Source organism: Nocardia macrotermitis (assembly GCF_009604405.1).
Classification (GTDB): domain Bacteria; phylum Actinomycetota; class Actinomycetes; order Mycobacteriales; family Mycobacteriaceae; genus Nocardia; species Nocardia macrotermitis.
Genome location: NZ_WEGK01000035.1, coordinates 1 through 21,519, shown reverse-complemented (window position 1 = coordinate 21,519; position 21,519 = coordinate 1). Strand labels below are relative to the sequence as shown.

1 protein-coding gene is annotated in these 21,519 nt (G+C 64.9%); it reads right to left on the bottom strand.

The annotated features are described in order from the left end of the window. Window positions 1–21,506, bottom strand: a 21,506-nt coding sequence (locus tag NRB20_RS37145; RefSeq protein ID WP_153416123.1) for a hypothetical protein, incomplete at its 3' end; no start/stop codon positions are given. Window positions 21,507–21,519: the final 13 nt, after the last annotated feature.

The window sequence follows — 21,519 nt, the reverse complement described above, 5'->3', positions numbered from 1 at the left end:
GGTGCGCCGATGAGGGTGGTGGCGAATGTGGTGGTTGTGGTGGGGTCGTTGAGGGGGTGGTTGGGGATGAGGGTGGGTTGGGCTTGGGGTGTGTAGGTGGTGGTGGTGATGGTGGTGGTGTCGGGTGGGGGGGTGTGTTGTGTGATGGGGACGATGGTGCCGGCGGGGTTGTCGGGGGTGGGGGCGGGGTCGTAGACGTAGAGCTGGTTGTTGTTGTTGTAGTAGACGGTGGCGTGGGCGCCGAGGCCGTGGTGGTTGGTGCTGGTGTAGTGGTTGATGACGATGGTGAGGGCTCCGTGGCCGCTGTGGTGGAGGTGGTTGTGGATCCAGTGGTGGTGTTGGAGGGTTTGTTGTGGTGCGCCTGAGGCGATGTGGAATTGGTGGCCGGTGATTCCGTGGGGGCTGGTGGGTTCGGGGAGTGGGGTGAAGGGTGGGGTGTGTCCGAGGTTGTGGAAGTGGGTTTCGGCGAAGTGGAAGGCTAGTGGTACGCAGTTGGGGTCGGGGGTGGGTGTGGGTTGGTTGGTGGGGTGTGTTGTGGAGGAGCTGGCGGTCGGGGTGTGTGTGGGGTGGGTGTTGTTGTGGGGGTTGGTTGTGGTGGTGATGTCGTAGGTGTTGTTGGTGTTGTGGCGGAGGTGGGTGGTGGGTTTTCGGGTTGAGTGGCGGTAGTGCTGGTGGAGTCCGTTGGGGTGGTGGATGGTGAGGTTTGTGGTGGTGAGTTGGGTGGTGGCGGTGAGGAGTAGGGGGGTGTTGCCGTGGCCGAGGAGGCGGTTTCCGGTGTGGGTGTAGGTGCCGGTGCGGAGTTGGTTGATTTCGTCGTGGAGTAGTTGGGTGCGGTCTGCGGTGAGTTCGGTTTCGAATGGTGTTGTGGCGGTGGTGAGGGTTTCTTCGGTGTGGTCGGGGTTGGTGGTGAGGAATTGTTGGTGTGTGGTGAGTTGGGTGATGCGGGTGTGGTCGAGTTGGTCGTTGGTGATGTGGTCGCGGTAGTAGTTGAAGTGGGTTTGGAGGTGGTCGGCGAGTCGCCGGTGCATGTGTTCGGGGTTGGGTTCGTTTGCGATTGTGGCTGCTATGGCGATGAGTGGGTGGTGTGGGCCGGGGTTGATGCGCTCCAATCGTCCGTGGGCGCCGGGAGTGGTGGTCATGGTTGTGTCGGGTGTGCGGATCACGATTGCGGTGATGGTGGTGGGGTCGAGGTTCGTGATGGTTTGCCGCAGTAGGTCGGTGTCGGTGGATGTGATGGTTTGTTCGTTGATCGAGCCGTTGGGTGTGATCTGGTAGATCCGGGTTCCGAGGGGGAGTCCGTTTTCGTCGAGTTTGTGCGCCAGTTCCTGTGGGTTCTTCAGTATTTCGAATCCGTGGGCCTGGTGTGCGGGTGTGGAGGGGGTGGTATGCGTCGGGGAATGGCTTCCATCACCGTGAGGGCGGTGCTCCGGATTGATTTTGTTGATCTGTTCCTGGGTGAGTAGCCCGGGTACCGGGGTGAGTAGCCCCTTTTCGGCGAGTTTCTCCAGGAGTGGCCCACGTCCGGGCTCAACTCCTCGCCTGGTTGTGATACCCATGGTTTTGTTCAGTGACAACAGCGAGGTCAATACTTTTTTGAAGTCGGCGTTGGCGATCTTGTAGCCAGCGACGCTGCTGTTCTTGGCATCGTTCGCTATATCCGCGTCTCTGGTTGTGCCGGTGTTGGCGTATCGCGCGGCGGCGTGGTGCGCGTATATGTGTGCGGTTTCGGTGAGCTTGGGAATGACTGGTTCGTTGTCGTGTGCTCGGTCTTCGGGGGGTGTGGTGTCGTCGATGTTGTCCGGGGTGTCGACTGTTTGATTCTGTGGTTGCCCGTCGGGGAATAGGCGGTCGAGTTCCTTCTTTATCTGATCCCAGGTGGGGGATGGTGCTTGGGTGTCGGCGTGTGTGGCCGGGCGGCGGTTTTCGAGTTGCGCGCGGTCCCGAATTTCTTTGATCTGTTCCGGGGTGAGTAGCCCGGGCACGGCAGTGATCCGTCTGGTGAAGACGAGTTTCTTGACGAGTTCCCCGCGCGTGGAAATTCCACTCCTGCCTTCGATTCCCAAGTCTGTGGCCAACCTCAACAGCGAGTGTCCCACTTTGCTGCTGGTGGCGTCGGCGATCGTGTAGCCAGGTTCGTTGCTGTTCTTGGCGGCGTTCGCTATATCTTTGTCTGTGGCTTTTTCGGTGTTGGCGTATAGCGCGGCGGCGTGGTGCGCGTATATGTGTGCGGTCGGGTCGATTGCGATCATGGTCGTATCAGGAGCGTCTGCCGGGGCGTCGGGTATCAGGGCCCCCGGGGCATCGAGTTTCATCAGGCGCCAAATTTGGTTGATCTGTTCCTGGGTGATCACCCCGTTCACTGGAACGATGAATCCCTTTTTCAAGAGATACTTCACGAGCTTCACGCGTTCGCTCGAAAATTGGTTCTCCGGTATATTCAGTCGTTTACCGAGCCTTTGCAGCAGTTTGCTTATCGTGTCTCTGGCGAGAGATTTTCCGGTTTTCTCGACGTCGCGTCGGATATCTGCGTCGATTATATTCCCGGTGTTGGCGTATTGTGCGGCAGCGTACAGCGCGTATATGTGTTCGGCGCGGTGGACTGTAATCCTGGTCTCGGGGTTGTCGTGTGTGTTGGTGTCGGGTGTGCCGAAGCCGAATTCGGTGAAGTCCAGCATCGTGGTGTCGGCGGCTCGTATTTGCCTGTCGATTTCTTCGAATGTCGATGGCCGGTCCCCCGGTGCCGAAGAGGAGGGGCCTGCGGGGTCGAATGTGTAGTCCATGTAGTCCGGGTGTAGGTGTGATTGTTCTCCGGTTGTTGTGGGGGCGTTGTCAGGGTTGTTGAGTGTGATGGAGCCGTCGTTGCCTTGCGTGCGTCTTTCGACTGCTTTTATGTGTGCTTCGGTGATTCCAAGGTTTGCCGTGGTGATCCACTTGTCTTTCACGAGCTTCTGTATGAGGGACGTGCGTTGGTTCCGGCCGCGACCACCGCGTGTCTTGGCTCCCATTTTTTCGGTCAATCGCGCCAGTGCATGTCGCACTGCGTCGGCGCTGGTCCCGGCAGCGTCTGCGATTGCCTTGTCGGTGACGGATTCGCCCTGCGCGTACAGCCTGACAGCATGTTCCGCGGCGCTGCGCATGGCGAATCCGCGAATCCTGACCGTGGGGTGGACGGGTGTTTGGCTCGTGGTTGGTTCGGGGGTGTTGGTTGTCTCGGCGTCGGGCGTGCCGAAGTCGAATTCAGTGAAGTGCCTCGCGGTGTCGGCGGCTATTACACCGGCGTCGAATTCTTCGAATGCTCTTGCCCAGGCCCCAGGCGCTGACACATCCCATTCCGAATTTCGCGGAGGCTCCGCCAGGAGGTCGTGCAGGGCGGACGGGCTCGTGGAGTTCGCTGCTGCGCCGATGCGGGTGCGGCCGGGGAGTTCGCGGACAGGGCGGTCGTGGGGGCGGGGCAGGATGGGGCGGACGGGTTTGCCTTCGGGGGTGTAGAGGACGGCGTGCAGGCTGGCCCAGGTGGTGGGGCCGGGGCGTCTGGTCTTGACGCGGACGCCGTCTCGGGTGGGTTCTTCCTCGTAGACGCGGAACTGGCCGTTGCCTTCGTTTACCATGCGGTAGGCGTGGGCGCCGATGCCGTTTCCAGCGGGGGTGGGGTGTTCGCCGACGACGAGGGCTTCCGCGCCCTTGCCGTGGAGGCGGAGTTGGTTGGCGATCTCGTTTTCGTCGGTGTATCCGCGCAGGCGGCCGCGGCTGTAGAAGCGCAGTGTGCGTTTGGAGCGGCCTGGCATTCGGGATGGTTTCGACGGTATGCGGATCTTGGTGCTGCCGGTGTCGTTCTTGATGGCGGTCAGGACGTTCACGACGCATTGGAACGGGGCGTTCGCGGTGGTCGTGTCCACCGAGGAGCGGGTGACGTCCGAGTGGGTGGACGAGCCGTCACCGCGGGCGTTCCTCGTGGTGAAGATTTGGCTGAAAGTTGTTGCGCCGCTGCGTATCAGGTTCAGGGGGTTCAGGTCCTGGGGCCACCGGAAGGCACCGCCGACGTGGTGGCTCGGGGTGCGTGCGTCCGTCCGGGTCGGTGCGGCCTGCGGTGTCGTGCCGATCGGGGCGCTACCGGATGCGCGCGCCGGTAGCAGGGCGGTCCTGGTGGCCGGCAGCCGCGACCCCCGCAGGAGCAGGCTCGAGATCGGCCCGCGTCGGGCCGTGGACGGTGTGGTCGAGGGATCCTGTGGTGTCGCGAATCTGCCCCCAGGTATGCGCTTGACGCGAGGGGTTCTTCTGAGGGGTGTCGGATTCGAGAAGAAAGTGGTGTGTGGGTTGTCGACGGGACCTTTCGGGAGTCGGCCGGTGTGCCGCAGGGGACGTGCTGGCAGGGGCATGATCGGGTCGTCGGGCAGGTGCTGTGGCGTGACGGGCGCGGTCGAACCGTCGTGGTCGCGTGTGCCGAGGTCGGAATCGGTCGGCCGGTTCGGCGATGAGGTGTGGGGTGGGGTGATCGGTCGGGTGGTCGGCTGGAGCGATGAGGTGCGGGGCGGGATTCTGAGGTCCGGTCGCGACGAGGAGACCGGCGGTCCGGCGGCGGATTCGGCGTTGTCGCTCACCGGGAAGGTGTCCACGTTCTCGTTCGCGGTGACCGATCGGGTGGTCTGTGGTTGCGACGAGGTGATCGGTTGGGTGGTCGGCTGGAGCGATGAGGTGCGGGGCGGGATTCTGAGGTCCGGTCGCGACGAGGAGACCGGCGGTCCGGCGTCCGGGGCGTCGCCGGTGCTGTGGAGGGAGTCGGCTCCGGCGAAGTAGTGGAAGCCGGCTTCGCCGGAGTAATCGCTGTCGCTCACCGAGGAGGCGTCCACGTCCTCGTTCGCGGTGACCTGTTCGGGACTGTGGACGGTTTCGTTCTCGTCGAGAGTTGCAGGTCCGGCCGCCGTGGGTCCGGTCGGCTCTGCGGTGGTGGTCTTGCCGGGGGTGGGCAGGCGCGTGGTGAATATGCTCGCCGTCGCCGAACTGGACAGTGGTACGGCGAGGTGATAGTGGTTCGCGTGGTTCAGAGCGTGGAACTCGTGGGTGGCGGAACTCTCGTCGCCGATCACGATCTTGGTAGCGGCCATCCTGGAGTCGCGGATGGTGAGTACGAGTTTATGAGGCTTCAGAAGGGCTGCGCTGGCCGGGGGAACCGTGTGGGTGATCAGTGATTTCCAGTTCCCCTGCTTTTTCAGGGCCTTGACCTGTTTGTCGTATTCGTCGGAGAGGCTGTCGTTTTGCAGTGCGTTGAAAAGATCTCTGAATTCCGGGTATTCTACCGGGCTGATTTCGGAGTCTTCTCCGATTGCTGTGAGTAAATTGTTGACACTGTTCGTTTTGTCGGCGGCGGCGATTTTGAAGATCGTCTTGAAATCCCCGTCGCCGGTCTTGGCTGCCGTGCGGACCTGGCCCAGCGGCCCGGACTGTCCGGGGCCGATCCGGTACAGGAGGGCATCGCGGTAGTCGCTGATGGCGGATATCATATTGTTCTGGAAGAGCTCGAAATACTTTTTCTTGTTGGCTCGGAGCTCTTCGGATATGTCTTTGCGTATCGTCGAGATCTCTTGATTGAGGGCGTGCTCCAGTAGTTCCATGTAGCAATCGCCGGTCAGCCCCATACTCAGCCATCTGAATTTCGCAGGCGGAGCGACACCGCCGTGTTCCATCGCCGCGGTCTTGGCCAGGCGTTTCCATCGCTCCTCGGCCCTGGTATCGGCGAAGTGCTCGATCGATGCGGTATGGGCCTCGGCAGCATCGGTGGTCGGCGCATTCGGTTCCGTAGCAGGGGCCTTCCCCTTGCCCTTGTTCTCGGGCACGACGACTTCGGCATCGGCCTGGGTGTTGGTGTCCACGCGTTCCGGGGTTTGCGTCGCTGCGGTGTGTTCGACATCCACCAGCTTGCTCTGGCCTGGGTATCTGCGCATCGATACGGCGACGGCGACCCCGACCTCGGCGTCGGTCCCGGTTTTCTCGAGTGTGTCGGCATCGTCGTTCGTCTTGTCCGGCTCGAGTGCTTTCCGGGGCGGGTCTCGCCCGGCGTCCGCGGCCGGTGTGCGCTCGTCCGGGAGTTCGGGGATGCGCGCGGAGTCGGGGAGGTTGTCGTCGGTGGTGCGCAGGACCACGTGGGAGGTGACCCAGAGGGTGCCCTTGGGGCCGGTGACCTCGAAGACGCCGACAGCGCCGACGCGGTGACCCACCGCACCCTGTCCGCTGTCGTTCAATGACGGTGTGCCCCAACGCAATAGGTTGCGTCGGACGGTGGCGACGTTGACGGTGCCGCCATGACCGGCGACCTGACCGCCGAGGGGGACGGTCGCGCCGCCGCGATGGCGGCCGTTGGCGGTGAGGGGCGAATTGAGCCCGAAGGTCGGGTTGATGGCGATGGTGTTGTCGGCACGGGATTGGAAGCTGCTGTTGGTGAATTCGAAACGGTCGATGGCGGTGGTGGAGCTGGTTTCCTGGATCTGGGGCGAGTGTAGGGTGAATTTGACCGAGGTATCGGTGACGTCACGGCCGCGGGTGTGCGGTTGCGGGGTCGGCAGGTTGTCGCGGTCGGTGATGTTCAGGAAGGGGGCGGTGCTCTCGGGGCCCAGGACGGTGTCGGCGCCGGTCTCGGCGAGTGCGCCGAGACGTACGCCCATACCTTCGAAGCTGCGGGTGTTGGAGTTGGCACGGAGTGCTGGATTGACGGCCAGCATTGCCTTGCCGAGTAGGAACAGGCCGTCGAGGTCGTAGATCACGATGGGTCTGGTGGGCCGCCAGCTCTCGCCCGTGAGCTGGTCGTGGGCCTCCCGATCCTGGTCCGTTCGCATATCCATGACGAAACTGCCGGGTGGCCGAGGCATGGTGGGGTCGATGAACTCGTAGCTGCCCGGCGATGCCGGTGGTAGCGGGATGGTGGGGTCGCTGTCGTAGACGCCCGGTGTGGGGTAGACGGTCTCGGTGTCGGTGGGAGCGTTGGAAGCCGGAGGGCTCGGGGCGCGGGTGCTCGGAGCGACTGCGCTGGGTGCGATTGCGTTGGGTGTGGAATCGGGTTCGGCGGGTGCGGAATCGGGCTTGGCGGCGGTGGAATCGGTGTGTGCAGGGTCGGCAGGAGCTAGGTCCGGTTCGCTGATGGAGCTGGTGTCGGACTCGTCGTCGATGTCGATGTCGAAGACCGAGGAGGTGTCGGAGTCCGAATCGGAGTCGAGCGGTGTGTCGGCGCTGTGGAAGCGGTGGCGGGACCGCGAGTTCAGCGTTTTGCTGTCGGACCGGGCGCTCGGCACCGGGATTTCGTCGGGGTCCAGTGGCGGCAGGACCTTGGTATACCGCCCGGCTTTCAGCAGCAGTTTTCCGGCCGTGGTGAGACCCTCGCCGACCTTGTCGACCAGATGTGTCGACAGCGATTCGGTCCAGGGCCGCCAGTTGACCTCGACGCTGTGCAGGGTGCGGAACTGGAATTCGACGCCGTCGTTGCTGCGTTCCCAGGCGCGGCGGTCGTCACTGAAGGCAGCGGTATTGCTGTAGGTACCCTTACGCTCGACATTGATGATATTCGGTGCCGGCCGGTGTCCGTGGTCCTGCCCACCGGGCGTGAAACTCATGTGGTGTGAACGGGAACGACTGGTGCCGGTGCTGCTGCCCAGGGCATGGCCGTACACGTTGTCCAGGGCCGCGGTGGCGGGGACCTTCTTGCCGCGCACATCTGCGAGATTGATCTCGGGATGGGGCTTCACATTGAAATTGATCTCGACCAGTCGTGGACCGAACGGGTGGCTGTGGACGAAGTGGATCGAGACCTTGCCGTCCGAACCGTTGTTCGGCAGGGTGCGGGTGCCGAAGCTGGTGGTCTGCTGGTTGATGCGCTGCAACAGCCCGGGGTGATAGTTGACCGAGTCGACCCGGGTGGCGCCGGGGGCCATCTGCTCCACCAAACCGAGGACCAGGTTGTCGTAGGCGCTGCGGCCGTCGTCGAATTCGACCTCGGTGGCTGATCCGAAGCCGATGAGGTTGTTCCCGGCGGGGTTTTTCTCGTCGAAGAAGATGGCAGGGAGCTTGCGATTCGCGGCTCGCTCGCCCTTGATCTCGAGCGTTGGGTCGCGCTTGGCATAAGCCTTCTTGACCTCCCTCCACAGATCCTGGTTGGCGTGCAGGTCGTTGTCGGTCAGGAGGATCTCCACCGCCTGCGGCGCGTCGACGACTCGGGAGCGGGTGTTGCGCAGGTGCAGAGCGTCGGCGAGCCTGCCCGGGACCACGCTGGTGGCGATGTTCCGGGTACCGGAGCTGACCGTGACCAGATAGTGGCTGTGCAGACGGAGCCGGTGCGTATTGCCGCCGTAGTCCGAGGTGACCCGGAGCGTGTCGGTCGTGTCGGTGGCGGTGGTCTGTTTCGTGGTGGACCTGATGTGCTGATAGGCGCCGACCGGGTTGAAGCTGGGGTCGGCTTTCTCGCCGTAACGTCCGCCGAAGTTGGCGTTGATCTGGGTGCTGTGGTGTTCGGACTCGGTGTGCGAGGAGGCATTGATCGACTCCAACCAATGCTCGGTGTCGATCGGCGCCGGGTCCAGCACCTCCAGGTCGTCGAGATAACCCTTGATCTCCACGGTGTAGTTGGCACCGGCGATCGCGCCGGGGATTTCGACCTCGAATTTGTAGGAGTCGCGGAAGATCAGCGGTGCGTAGGAACTCATGTGGTGCGGCGACAACGAGGTGTGCACGACGGACTGGCCCATCGATCCGGGATTCGCGGTCGGCTCGCCGAAATTGGTACGCCAGATCCATTTTCCGGTGTTGGTGACCGGATCGACCACCCAGTGCACCGCGCCCTTGGCGAGGGCTTTGCCGACCTCGGCCCACCCCTGCGGGTCGGAGTCGTTGTTGTCGGGGAGATCCGGTAGGGCGATCTCCGTCTCTGTTCCCTCAGGGTTCGTGAGGACGAATCTGGGTGCACTGTCGGTGCTGCGGCCGGTCGTGCGGGATTGTAGTTCGATCGCGTCCCTGTCGTCCCGGATATCGGTCGAGGCGCCGTGCCCCGGTGCGCCCTGGCGGGAGGATTCGCCCCGCTCAGGTGTGGTCGGCGTCGGCGCGCGGGGTGCCGCCGGAGGGTCGGTCCGGGCGTCGTCGCCGCCGGGGTGTGCGTCGGTCCGGGCGGCGGCCGCGGCTTCCAGTTCGCTGCGACGGATGAGGTCGTTCACGACCTCGATCAGCGTCTTGCTGGGATTGTGACGGCCGATGACGGCGGACTGGGGGAGTTTGAAGACTCCGTTGCGCAGCGCCATGCCCGGGGCGGCGGACATGTTCAAGCGGTCGATGTCCGGGTCGGTGGTGTCGGTCGGGTCGGCGATATCGCGGACGGTGGGCTCGGGCGGGGGTGGAGTGTCGCGATTTTCGGTGGTGGTGAGATAGGTCGGTACGGCCAGGTGGTAGCTGCCCTTGTCCTGCAACAGGGTGGGTGCCGCGGTGTCGATGCCGTGATCGATCGTCATCCAGAGGTCGGTCGGCACGGTGAAGATCTGATTGCCGGGTTGAGCGCTCTTCGGTCCGGGGCTGAAGGTGTAGTTCTCCTCGCCGAAACCCGTGTCGTACTCGTCGGTCTCGGTGTCGCTGCTCGAATAGCTGGCCGACGGTGAGAAATTCGCCAGCCCTTCGCTGTGCGGTTCGCCGAGCGGATTGGTCACCGAGCCGCCGAGGCCCGTGTCCGTCGCGAACGGTGTCTTCGAGTCCGACTCGCCGCCGGGTACGACAGCGCCGGTGTAGTTCATCGTCTGGATCTCGGGCAGTACCCAGTCGTGGGAAACATCCCGGTGTGGATCGCGCTTGGCGAGGAGATTGACGGTGATCTTCTGGTCACCGTTCGGGGTGGGCTTGACGAATGTGATCTGGGTGCCACCGGTGATCCTGCCGTTCTCGATTTTGCCCTGGATCATCTCGTCCGCCGTCGAGAGCAACCCCATTCGACTGCGGAGTTGTTCAAGTTTGCGGACGTTGTTCAAGCGCTGGGTGTCGGTCGCGTCCTGCGTCAATTTGTCCAGCATGCCCGGGGTGTCGACGTCGGGCGGGACGAATCCGTGGCTGCGCAGGGTCTGCTCGAGCGAGGTGAACATCGTCGGGGGGACCTTGACCTGGAGCGGAGTGGTGGTCAGGCCGAGGTCCGTCAGATGTAGTAGCTCCGCGGGCAGGTAGCGGGCTTCGTTCTCGGCGGGGGCGTGGCCCATGACGCTCATCGGCGGCACCAGCATGTTGACCGGGTACGCCTTACTGCCACCAGCCAGCGGCGTCTCGCGGTGTGCTCCGACGGGCCGCCCGTTGGGCCGGACGAAGGTGACTTCCAGAACCATCTCAGGGGTGGTGTGCAGCAGATCGTGCACCAGCCGCAGCGCGCGCGAGGTGTAGGCCCTGACACCGGAGTTCAGTGAGTGGGAATTCTGGTGCGACACACTGACTTTGATGGGGGTGACCGTCCCGCCGATGGGGGAGTATCCCGTTGCCTTGTCGGCCCGACCCTTGCCGAAACTCAGCGAAGGCGCGATGGAACCACCGAGCGAGCTGGTGATCGTGCTGCTGTTCTGCGTGTGCAACCACCGCAACACGTTGAGCTCGAGCCGAGAACCTCCCGTCAGGGTGGGGCCGGTGAGTTTTCCGCCGCCCCGGAATTCGATGACCTTGAACTGGAAATACCCCAGCGCGCTGCCGGAGTCCGCGTACATGGTCGGGGAAGCCAGCGAACCGCCGTCCATCATCGGGATATTGCTCCGGAAATTACCCTCGGCCATGAATTGGCGCAGTTCCTCCACGGACGCCTCGGAGGCGCGCCTGATGCGTCTGCGGAACCCGGCCATCAGATCGGCGAAAATTCGATCGTGGTGCGGGATGTCGAGCACTCCCTTGAGCGGGACCTCCTCCAGGGAGAAGGGCGACCTCGGATTCTTCGGATCCCGGCGGTGCGGAGGGGGAACGGTGGCCGGATCGTTCTTGTCGACCGTCGGATTCCGATCGACGGTGGTCATGTATTTCGGGAACCAGGTCCGCAGCAGGTCGGGTGCGGGTGCGCTGTCCTGCGGGTGGGGCGCGGTGTATCCGCCGATGGGTTCCCAGCGATCCGTGGGCACGGTGGGTGAGAGCACGCCGTCCACGCCGTTGTTGTTGACCCGTATCTCCCACTGCATCTCGTAGTCGAAGGGCAGCGAGGCACCGGTGCTGCGCTTCTTGACGATCGATTGCGTCGTGGAGAAAACGCCTGTGGTGGTGGACAACTGGTTGTGAGTGTGATTGCCCTGCACGGTCACGCCCGCGCTGAGGAATCCAGCTCTGTCCAGGGCCTTGTCGTAGGTATACGCAAGCGACCAGGACCGCTGGTTGCGGGCGCTGGCGGTGTAACCGGCGTTGACCGCTCCGTGCGACCACCGTTGCAGGCTCACCGGTAGGTCCTTGCCGACTCGCTGGATGGGTTCGTCGGTCGGTTGCCGTACGTTGGCCAGGTTCAGCCGGATGGAGATCGGATACGGTTTCTTCTGGTATTTCACGCTCAGGGGCAGACCCGATTCGCTGAAAAGGCTCGCCCATTCCCCGGAGATCATTCGGGAGGTCAGTTTCTTTTCGACCCGACCTCGGAATTTCTTGTCCAGGCCGTTGGGATCGACTCTGTTGATGATCTGCTCGCGGAGCCATTCGATCGTCGATTCCGGGATCGGTTCGATATGCAGCAGATCCTTCGTGCCATCGTGCCGGGTGCCGAATTCCCGGACCACCGGACCGAAATTCGCCGCCGCGCCCGGAACCGGCGGAGCTGGTATCGATGCAGCCTGCGACGATGGAGTGTGTACCGACGACGCCGACGAAGCGTGTGCCGACGAGGGTGCGCGCACGCTGCTCGCCTGCGGATCCGGAGTCTCCTCGGACGGTCTCGGCTCCACCACCGCTTGTGACTCGTCGTCGTGCAGTTGGTCGGTGATGTCGTCGTATTCCTGGCCGGTGTACGACTGTTCGTCCTTCTGCGTCTCGAGGACCGGCCGCATGCTCGCCTCGGATGCGGCGGAGCTCGTGGAGAGCCCGGACCTCGTGGACCTCGCTGTAAACGTCCTGCCGGACTTGCGAATAGGTGACCCGAGCTCATGGTCCCCTGTTCTGCGTCCAGGAGATTTGGGCATGATCGTGGAGTGAGGTGCGGCCGAATCTGGTTGGCGTGCGGGTGATTCGGGCTGTCTTGCGAGTGAATCCGCTTGCTGCCCAGGAAGATCCGCAGCCTTCCGGTCTTCCGTGCTGTCCGCGGGTGCGGTGTCCGAGGTCTCGGTGGAGCCGGCATCGTCCTGCTCGTACAACGCGTCGAGGTGCGCGTTGTGATCGTTGGAGGACAGCAGGTCGGCGTGCGGATCCCCGTTATTGATCGGCCGAGGTCTCTCGGCGTCGCGCTGGGCCCGCCGATATGCCTCGTTCAGCTCCTGATGCACCATTGCCGCCGTCCGCGCCGCGGCCGACGAACTCTCCGGACCGATACCGGCCTCCGGTGCGGGCACGACCTGAATGGTCGGGGTGTGTGCGCCCTCGTCGGGCGTGTCGGTCGTAGCCAGCAGTCGCTCGATCTCGGTCGGCGGAATGTCCTTCAGCTTCGCAAGTCCGGCTGCCTCCAGAGCGCGCACATCGAGCGAGTCGAATGCCTTGTATACCTGGCTCAGCCAATCCTGGGCCGCGGGACCGTGGGGGAAATCCTCACCGACACCGAATTGTTCGGCGGCCTCGGTCAGGAGCGCGTACGGATCCTCGGAATCGTCGTGGCCGACGGGAGCAGGGGCGGCGTGCGTCTCCTCGTCGCTGCGTTCGGTGTCGGGATTTTCCGCCTCGTCGTTGTTCTCCTGAGCGGTGAGTTGCTCGTCGGCGGGGACCGATTCATCTTGTGAGGCAGGGGTTTCGCTCGATTGCGTCGGGGTTGCGGGGGCACCGACGCGGGTGCCGGGTGGGATTGCGGGGGTTTTCTCGCCGTGGCGACGCACAGGAGTCCTGATCTGGCCCGTGGCGTCGTAGAAGATGGCGTGGAAGCTGGTGGCGGAATGTTGCCCGGGGCGGGTGTGCGCGGGGTCGGCAGTGTCGCGGACGACGATATCGCCGTTCTCGTTGACCATGCGATAGGCGTGTGCGCCGATGCCGCGTGCGTTGGGGCTGTGGTGCACCGCGACGACGAGGGCCTGTGACCCCGCACCGAGAGGCTCGGCCTCCAGTTGCTCGGCGATCTGTTCGTCGGTGGGATACGGCATGAGTTCGCCGTCCGTCGCCTGCCGGAGTTCGTCCAGTGAGCGGCCGTTCGTGGGTGCGGGCGTCCGCGGTACGCGGATCGGTGCGGCGGGCAGGGTCTGCGAGATGCCGAGCAGTGTCTGGTCGAGACAGTTGGTGGAGTCGAGGGCAGGTATCGGGCTGGTGGGGGTCGTGTGAGTACTGGTGCCGTCGCCGGGCGTGTGCGTCGTCAGGAGGGGCCGGTCGCCGTGCGGCTCGGTTGTGTCGGTGTGCCCGCTGACCGCGGTCTCGCCCTCTTGTGCGTGTTCGGGCTCGTCGAACAGGTCGCGTAGGCCGTAATCCTTTGGCGCAGTGGAGGAATCGTTGGTCTGCTCGCTGTCCGAGGGAGGACCGTGGGCCGAGGTGCCGCTGGTGTCGGTGTGGAGTGCGGCGCGGAGAGGGGCGAGTCTGTTCGGAGTGCTCGTCGGGGCGGTTTCGCTGTTGGTGACCGGGTGCGTTTTCGAGTAGCGCTCGATGTATTGCGTCAGCGGATCGCTGGTCCGGGCGGCTTCCGCGGTCGGGGATTCTTCGTTGGTCGGCCTCGTTTGTGAGAGCGAGTCGCGGACGGTGGGCTCGGAGTTCGGACTGTGGGTGATATCCGTAAGTGTGGAACGGATGGGACCCAGCCTGTGTGTTCCGCCGTTCGGAGTGGTTTCGGTGGCCGGGGCGCCGGTGAGGCCCTGGAAGAAGTCGACCGCCGGTTCGTCGCGTCGGAAGAAGTCTGCCGCCGGTTCGTCGTCCAGGGTGCTCGGTGCATATCTGTGCGGGTCGTGGGATTCCCACGGTTCGCCGGGGATGATGTCGACGGTTTTCACCGGTACTTGCTGGAGGAATTTGATCAGGCTGTCCTCGGTGGTGGGTCCGAGGTATTCGGTGTGTTTGTGTAGTTCGGCTCCGTGTGCGGTGAAGCTCACTCGTAGGAATTCGTGGTCGGCCGGGTTGTCGAACGATACGAGGGTTCCGGTGAGGTTGTCGGTGTTTCGTCGTAGCCATTCCACGGCGTTGTGGGCTGTGTATGTGCGTACGAGGCCGTCGTGGCTGCCGATGTAGGGGAGTTCGTTCGGGTGGGAGCCGTCCGGAATCGAATTGCCGTTGTTGTCCGTGTGGGTTGCCGCTGGGGCGGGGTTCGAATTGTTCGTGTGGGTCGGATTGTCGGTGTTGGTTGGATCTTGTGTGGGGTCGGGTGTTTGTTGGTTGTCGGGTGTGGTGGTTTGTTGGGGGGTGTTGGGTGGTGTGCGTGTGGCGTGGAGGTTGAGGTTGTGGCCGAGTAGTTCGGCCAGTGTGGGAGGGGCTTGGTGTGCTTTGGTGTGTCGGGGTGCGAGTAGTTGTTTTTCGACTTCGTGTTGGATGTGGGGGAAGGTGTGTTCGCGGAGGTGTTTCTCGATTTTGCCGAGTTCGGTTGTGGTTTTGGTGAGTTCGGTGTGGGTGGTTTCGGTGTGGTGTGTTTCGTGTGCGGTGATTGCTTTTTGGTGTGCGGTGAATGCTTGTTCGTGTTGGATCATTTGGGTGGTGACGGCGTGGTCGGGGACTTCGCGGTAGGTGTCTTCGTCGGAGATGTAGCGTTGGAAGGTTCCGGGGTAGCCGCCGTTTTTGTGGGGGCCGGAGCCGCCGCGTTGGGCGCGGCCGACGATTTGGACCCGGGCGCGTTCACCGGCGTTGGGGCCGATGGTGGTGCGGACGATGGCGCCGCCGAGGGCGAGGGAGTCCTTGTCGGGTTTGGGGCTGGCGCCGCGGCCGTCGGTTTTGTGGCCGAAGTGCAGGCTGCCGGGGGCGCCCCAGGCTTTGGTTTGTTCGTTGGCGAGGTCTTCCGCGTGGCTGCTGTTGCCGTTTTCGTCGTACCATTTGGCGTCGCGGATGGTGTATTCGAGTGTGATGTTGTCCGCGACGCGTAGTTGATTGTTGTCGGCGCGTTGTTGGTTGAGTCGGGCGACTTCGGCGTGGACGCGTTGGGTGGTGATTCTGTCGACCCAGTCCACGACGCCGTATTCTTCGGGTTTTTTGTCGCGCCAGGTGTGGAGTTCGGTGGTTTTCGCGATCCGGCCGTCGTCGCCGTATTCGATGCGGACGTCGGCGCCGCGGATGTCGAGGTTGTGGTGGACCTGCCATTGCGGGCGGCCGCCTTGGACGACACCGTTCACGACGCCGTTGTCGTCGTATGTGAGGGTGATCGTCCCGTTGTGGGCGATTGCTTCCTGGACGGTGTCGGCGGCGGCGGCTTCGAGTTTTTCTTCGCGGGTGTTCTTGACGATGTCGTCTTCGCGTTTGATCGTGTCGTCGTAGAAGTTCTCGATGTGGACGGGGGGTCCGACGTGGTGTTGGTCGTAGAGTTCGTTCTCGACGTGGGTGAGTGTGCCGGACACCCCGGAGGGGGAGTGCAGGTAGCTGCTGCCGACGATCTGCCCGAATCCGAGGTAGAGGGCTTCGGAGGAGTGGTTGGCCTGGATTTCCACTCCGGCCAGGACGTCGAGGTATTGGCCGATGTTCTGGAGGCGGTTCTCGCGGACGTCGGTGGTGGTTTCGCCGCGTTCGAGCATGAGTTTGTCGGTGGTCTGGTGCGCGAGGAGCCCGACGCGGGGTGCGGCTCCGTTCTTCCCGGGGGAGACGATGTAGTGCAGGCCGCGGGTCATGCCCCAGCGGGCCAGGGCCGCGTTGGTGTACATCTCGACGTCGGGGTGGTCACGGGTCAGCGTCGGGCCGGGGATCTTGTTGAGTTTCTCGAGCGCGGTGTCGGTCAGTTTCGCGCGCCACATGCCGGTGGTGCGTTCGGGGCGGTCGAAGTCGCGGTCGGTGAGCTGATGGAGTTTCTCCGCGGCCAGCACGCGGTGGGTGACCTGTGTGATGTGTTCGGCGCGTTCGGGGGTTTCGGCTTGGGGTCCGCTCCTGGTCAGGACCGCTTCCTGGCCGTCGTGCATGGCGGAGTCGAGTTCGTCGCCGGTGTAGATGCCCTTGGGGAACGGGTTGAACCGGCTGTCCAGGCCGTGTTTCTCGGCGGCTTCGTCCAGGCGGGTTTTCATCTCGTCGAGTGCGGGGCGTTCGTCGTTGAGCCACCGGTGCAGGGCGTCGACGTCCTTCTGCGGAGCCTTGGTGCTCAGGGTGTCGAGCATGGCTTGGGCTTCGCGTAGTGCCCGGAACTGGAACACGTCCTTGGTGCCGATGATCACCCCGTTCTCGGGTATGGGGCCTTTGTCGAGCATGCGGCCCACGTTGACCAGGGGTGCCCCGGTTTTGGGGTGGGCGAATGCTTTGACCAGTGTTTCCATCGAGGCGACGAGGTTGTCGCTGCTGGTGCTGCCGTAGGCGGTGTCGTGTTCGAGGGCGTCGGTGAACAGTCGCATCGCCATCAGCATTTCCTTGCCCTGGCCGGTGCCCATGTTGGCGGTGCGCAGCAGGAATCCCAGCATCTGGTTCTTGCGGGGCGCGAAACCCTCGCCGTGGTGGCGTTGCACGTAGTCCGACAGGTAGGTCAAGCGTTGGGTGCGGGTGCCGGTGCGCATCAGATCGCGGATCTGTTCATCGCTCATCCGCGGGACCGGGCTGGCACCGTGTTTGTCGGTCAGGAGGTGTTCGTTGTGGACGGTCAACGCCGCCAGGACGTCCTCGGCCGCGGCGGACCGTTTGGCTTTGATGGCCTCGAACGCGGGATCGCGTTCGGCCAGTCCGGTGTCGAACGCGTCCTGGTCGGGTTTGCCGGCTTGCTCGAGAACTTCGACCCGGCGGCGGATCACCTCCTGGGCGACCTGGTCGAGATTCTCGTGCGCGCGCTGGTAGGCCGCGGTGTGGGTGTCGAGCTCGGACTTGAGGGGAGCCAGGTCCGGGTCCTTCTCGTCGCGGCGGGTCAACTCGTCACGTAGTTGCTGTTCGCGATCGCGGACGTCCTTGTTGAACTGGGTGTGGTCGGTGATCGCGCGTACCGCCCGGTCCTGCGGGCCCGCGCCGCGCCGTTGGAAGAATCGGGCGATCGCGTTGCCGCTCGTGTGCGTGTGCGCGTCGTCGTGTTCGGAACGCGTGATCTGTTCCTCGGCGCGGCGTTCGTGCATGGCCTGCTCCAGCGCGGCGCGGTGGTCCCCGGGCGCGGCGCGGAGCAGTGCCTCGCGTTCGATCAACTCCCGGCGCAGTTGGTTCGCGCGGGAGTCGACGGTGTTGCCCAATTCGGTGAGATGCGCTGGGCTGGGCTCGGATTCGGCGGTCGCGTCGCGGTGGGCGCGGCGGGCGGCGGCGAGGTCCGCGCGGGTGGACCGCACGCGGGTGTTGGCCTCGGTGATGCTGGTGGCCAGGTCACCGGACCGGCGGGCTTCGAGGTCCGCGGCCCGCTGATGGTAGGCGTCGCGGCTGGTGGTCCAGGCTGCGCGGGTGTGGGTCAGTTCCTGCTGCGCGGCCCGCAAGTGTTCCTCGGTCTCGGCGTGTACCGCGGCCGCGGCCTGGTCCGCTTCCTGGATGCCGTGTTCGGCGTCGGTTTTCAGGATCGTGTACTGGTGCTCGACCGCGTGGTCGACCGCGGCATCGTGTGCGGCGTGGGCCTGTTCCAGAGCCGTGCGAGCCTGATTCAGATCCGCGTGGGCCCGGTCGAGGTGCTCGCGCGCTCGGACCACAGCCGGGTCATCGGGACGATCGGCTGTGCTCGCATGCCCCGACCCGCCGGCACCTTCGGCGGCGACCGAACGCTGCGGGGTGTTCGTGTGCGCTGGGTTGTCCGAGCGCTCGGCGTCGGTGGAGTGTTCGGGCACATCGGAGTGGTCGGGAGTGCTCGTGTGCCGCGTGTCGCCGGTGTGTCCGGGGTCGGTCGAGTGTTCGGGAGTGCTCGTGTGCCCCGGGGCGCCGGTGCGTTCCGGGTCGGTCGAGTGCTCGGTGTTCGTCGGGTACTCGGCCTCGTTCGAGTGCTCCGGGGGGTTCGTGCGTTCGGTATCGGTCGGGGATTCCGGGCTGTTCGAGTGTTCTGGGCCGTCGGTGTGTTCGAGGTCGGTCGGGTGCTGCGCGTTGTTCGTGCGTTCGGGGGTGTTGGAGGGCTCGGGAGTGGGCGAATGCTGCGTGGTGTCTGTGTGTTCGGTGGTGTTCGGGTGTTCGGGGGTGGGTGGGTGTTCGGTGTGTGTGGGTTGCTCGGTCTCGGTGGTCTGTTCGTGTTCGGCCTGGATGGTTTGCAGTGCCCGGCGGCGGGTGTCGTATTCCTTGGTGGCGTGCTGGTATTTCGTGGTGGCGTCGTCGAGGTGTTTGCGGGTCTCGAGGACATTCTGGTCCTGGGTGTCGCCGCCACGGATCTGCTGCTCGAGTTGATCGCGGCGTGCGATCTCCCGCTTGTCACGCCCGCCGGCACCCGGGTGTGCGGTCGGCTTCAGGTGCGAGAACCAGTCCTCGAGCGTCGTCTGGTCGTCGGTCTTGGCGGTGCTATCGGTCTTGTCGGTGGTGTTGGTGTGTTCGGGTGGGGTGTTCCCGGGGGCGGGTTTGTCGGTGACGGGTTTGCCGTTGTGGTCGAGGTGGCGGAAGTCCTCGGTGCGTTCGACGTTGGCCAGGTCGGTCTTCAGGGCGTCGGCGAGGCGGTCGCGGTGCGGGGGGTAGGGGTGGATGTAGTCGGTGAGGTGGTGCAGGACACCGTGGCGGGTCCCGGCGGTCCCGGCCGCGTGCACACCCAGTTTCTCGAACGAGGCGTGGGTGATGACGGTGCCGAGCTCGGGGGCCAGATAGATGTTGCCGTGACGGTCCACGACCAGCAGATGCCCGCGGGGGTGGGCGAACCAGGAGGAGATCTTCCCACCCGGGGTGTGCACGAGTTTGCCGGTGGCCGCGGAGTACAGCTTGCCCTGGTACTCGACTACACGGTAGCGCTCGGCGAGTTGCGGTGTGAGATACCAGGGCTCGGGGATCTTCGATCCCTCGGTCGTCTCGTCGGGACGGCCGGTGTGCTCGGGTGTGGTGAGGGGGGGCTCGGAGTGGACGAGGGTGTCGCCGCGTGGGGGAACCACGACGTCGGTGCCCTCGAACACCGGTCGATGCTCGCCCGCGTCGCGGGCCAGGAACTCGGCCAGCTGACGCAGCAGGCCACCGATACCGGGGACCCGCAGGAGCAGTTCCTTGGCGATGGCGCTGTGCCCGCGCCGGACCTCGCCTCCACCGGAACTCTTGTGACTCGGGCCCGACGGTGTGCCGTTCGTGGCGGGGCGGTCGCGTCCGGACCGGCGGCCCGGACGCTTACCACTCGTGCCCGCGTCGGGATGTGGAACACCCGGTGCGACAACGACTTGTGGGTCGTGGGTGGATCCGGTGTCGTGGGTCGAGTGTTGTTGGACAAGGATCTTGGTGACGCCGAGTTGCCCGAGCAGATCGGTCAGACCGTTGCGCCCGAGACGGGCCTGGGTGCCGTCGCTGTGTGTGAGTACCGGGCGGCCGTTCTTGGTGACCAGAGAGAACGCGTGGTTCCCGCTGTCCAGGTGCGAGACGGTCAGCTGTCGACCGTTGTCGGACACCGATTTCGGGACCGGTTCGGTCCGGGCCCGGTACAGGGCGGTGTCGTGATCGCCCAGCAACGCCGCATCCTCGGCGTCGTGCAGCGTCCGCTGCCACGTCTGGAACCCCTTCCCCGACACCGATTCCCACTGCCTACCGAGCGTATTCGCCTCTGCCTCAGCATCTTTCCAGGACTGCATCGGCCGCTCGGTGGGCGCGTGCGACACCGGCGAGGCATCCGGCACGGTGCTACCGTCGTGCCCGGCATCATGTTGCGGGGCTGCGGGATCACGTTGCGGGGCAGCTGAATCCGTGCGATGGATCGCCGCGTCAGGGTGCTCCCTGCTCAGCGGTGTACTCGGGCCGGTCTTGTCCGGCTGTTTGGGGGCGGTTCCGTCTCCCGCCAGCGGCCGCTGGCCCGCGGAGCCGCGCTGATCGCTGGTGACCGGGCGCTGATCGTTGGTGACCGGGTCGTCGGTTCGGCGGGCCTCGATCGAGGAACGCGGTGAGTCCGCACCGGTCGAGACGCTCGCGCGGCTCTGCGGGGTAGCGGTGATGTCCCGGGATAGCGGGGAACTCGCACCCCGACCATCGACGGTCTGCCTGATCGAGGACGACAGCGGGGCCGAAGCGTCGGGCTTGGACACCCCGGGCGTCCCGTCCCCTCGGGGCAGCGCACTGCTCTGCGGCACCGAACCGTCCCGGCTCGACCCCGGCGGGCTCGCCGGATCCCGGGGGAGCCCGTTGTCGGACAGGTTGCTCCGGCTCTGGGACATGCTCGCACTCGGCCCCGGCTCGGTGGAGCGGTCCTCGGACACCGAGTGAGAATCGCTGCCGCTCTTGCTGATTCCGGAAACACCGTCGGTGCCAGTGTGTTCGGTTTCGGTGTGTTCGGTCTCGGAGTGGGTGGAGTCGGAGTGGGTGGAGTCGGTGATGCTGTGGTTGTCGGACTGCGTGCGAATGGTGTTGCCGTCGGTCTCGGTATGCGGTTCGGTGTGCGTGACCTGCCGCGTGCTGCTGGTGGTGTCGTTCGCGTTCGCGGTGACACGGGAATCGTCGGCGGCCTGGACATGCGAGGTCTTACCGTCGCTACCTGCCCGTGGCGTGCCGGACGGGCCCGCCTCGGAATGGATCGACAGACTGGTTCGGCTCGAGGCGGCACTGCCCCCGCCACTGCTGTCACCGGAGCTGGTGCTGGTGGACAGACTGCTGCGGGAGTGGGTGCTGTCCACGCTGTTGCTTCTCGACAGACCAGCGGCCGAGCCGTTGCTGTTGTGCCCGTTGCCCGTGGACCCGTTGCCGGTGGAGCGAGCATGCTCGGAGCTGCCGTCCCCGGCACCGCGGGAGGCCGCGGCGTTGCGGGTGTTCGAGGACCCGGTCCCCTTCGCGTTCGCGTTGCTGTTGGAGCGGGGCTGACCGCTCTGGGAAGAGTCGGTGTTGCGCTGGGCGGTGAGTCCCTCGGCCGGAGTGTGATCACCGGTGACCCCGCTGCGCGGGGAACCGTTACCGCTCGTATTCTCCGTGCCGTTGCCGTTGCCGTTGCCGTTGCCGTTGCCGTTGCCGTTGCCGTTGCCGTTGCCGTTGCTGTCGCCGTTCGAGTTTCCCGGTGGGGTGATCGAACTCTCGGACTCCGCGACCTCGCGCGCCAACGCGGCGGTATCGACACTCGCCCCGCCCGCCTTGGCCGACCCCGCGGACGCGCGATGCCCCCGGATCCCACCGGTCATCGCCCCGGCCACACCCGGCAACAAACCCGCCGGAGTGAACACGAACTCCCCGGTCACCATCGCCCCCGCGACCGACCCACCGATCATGCCCCCCACACCA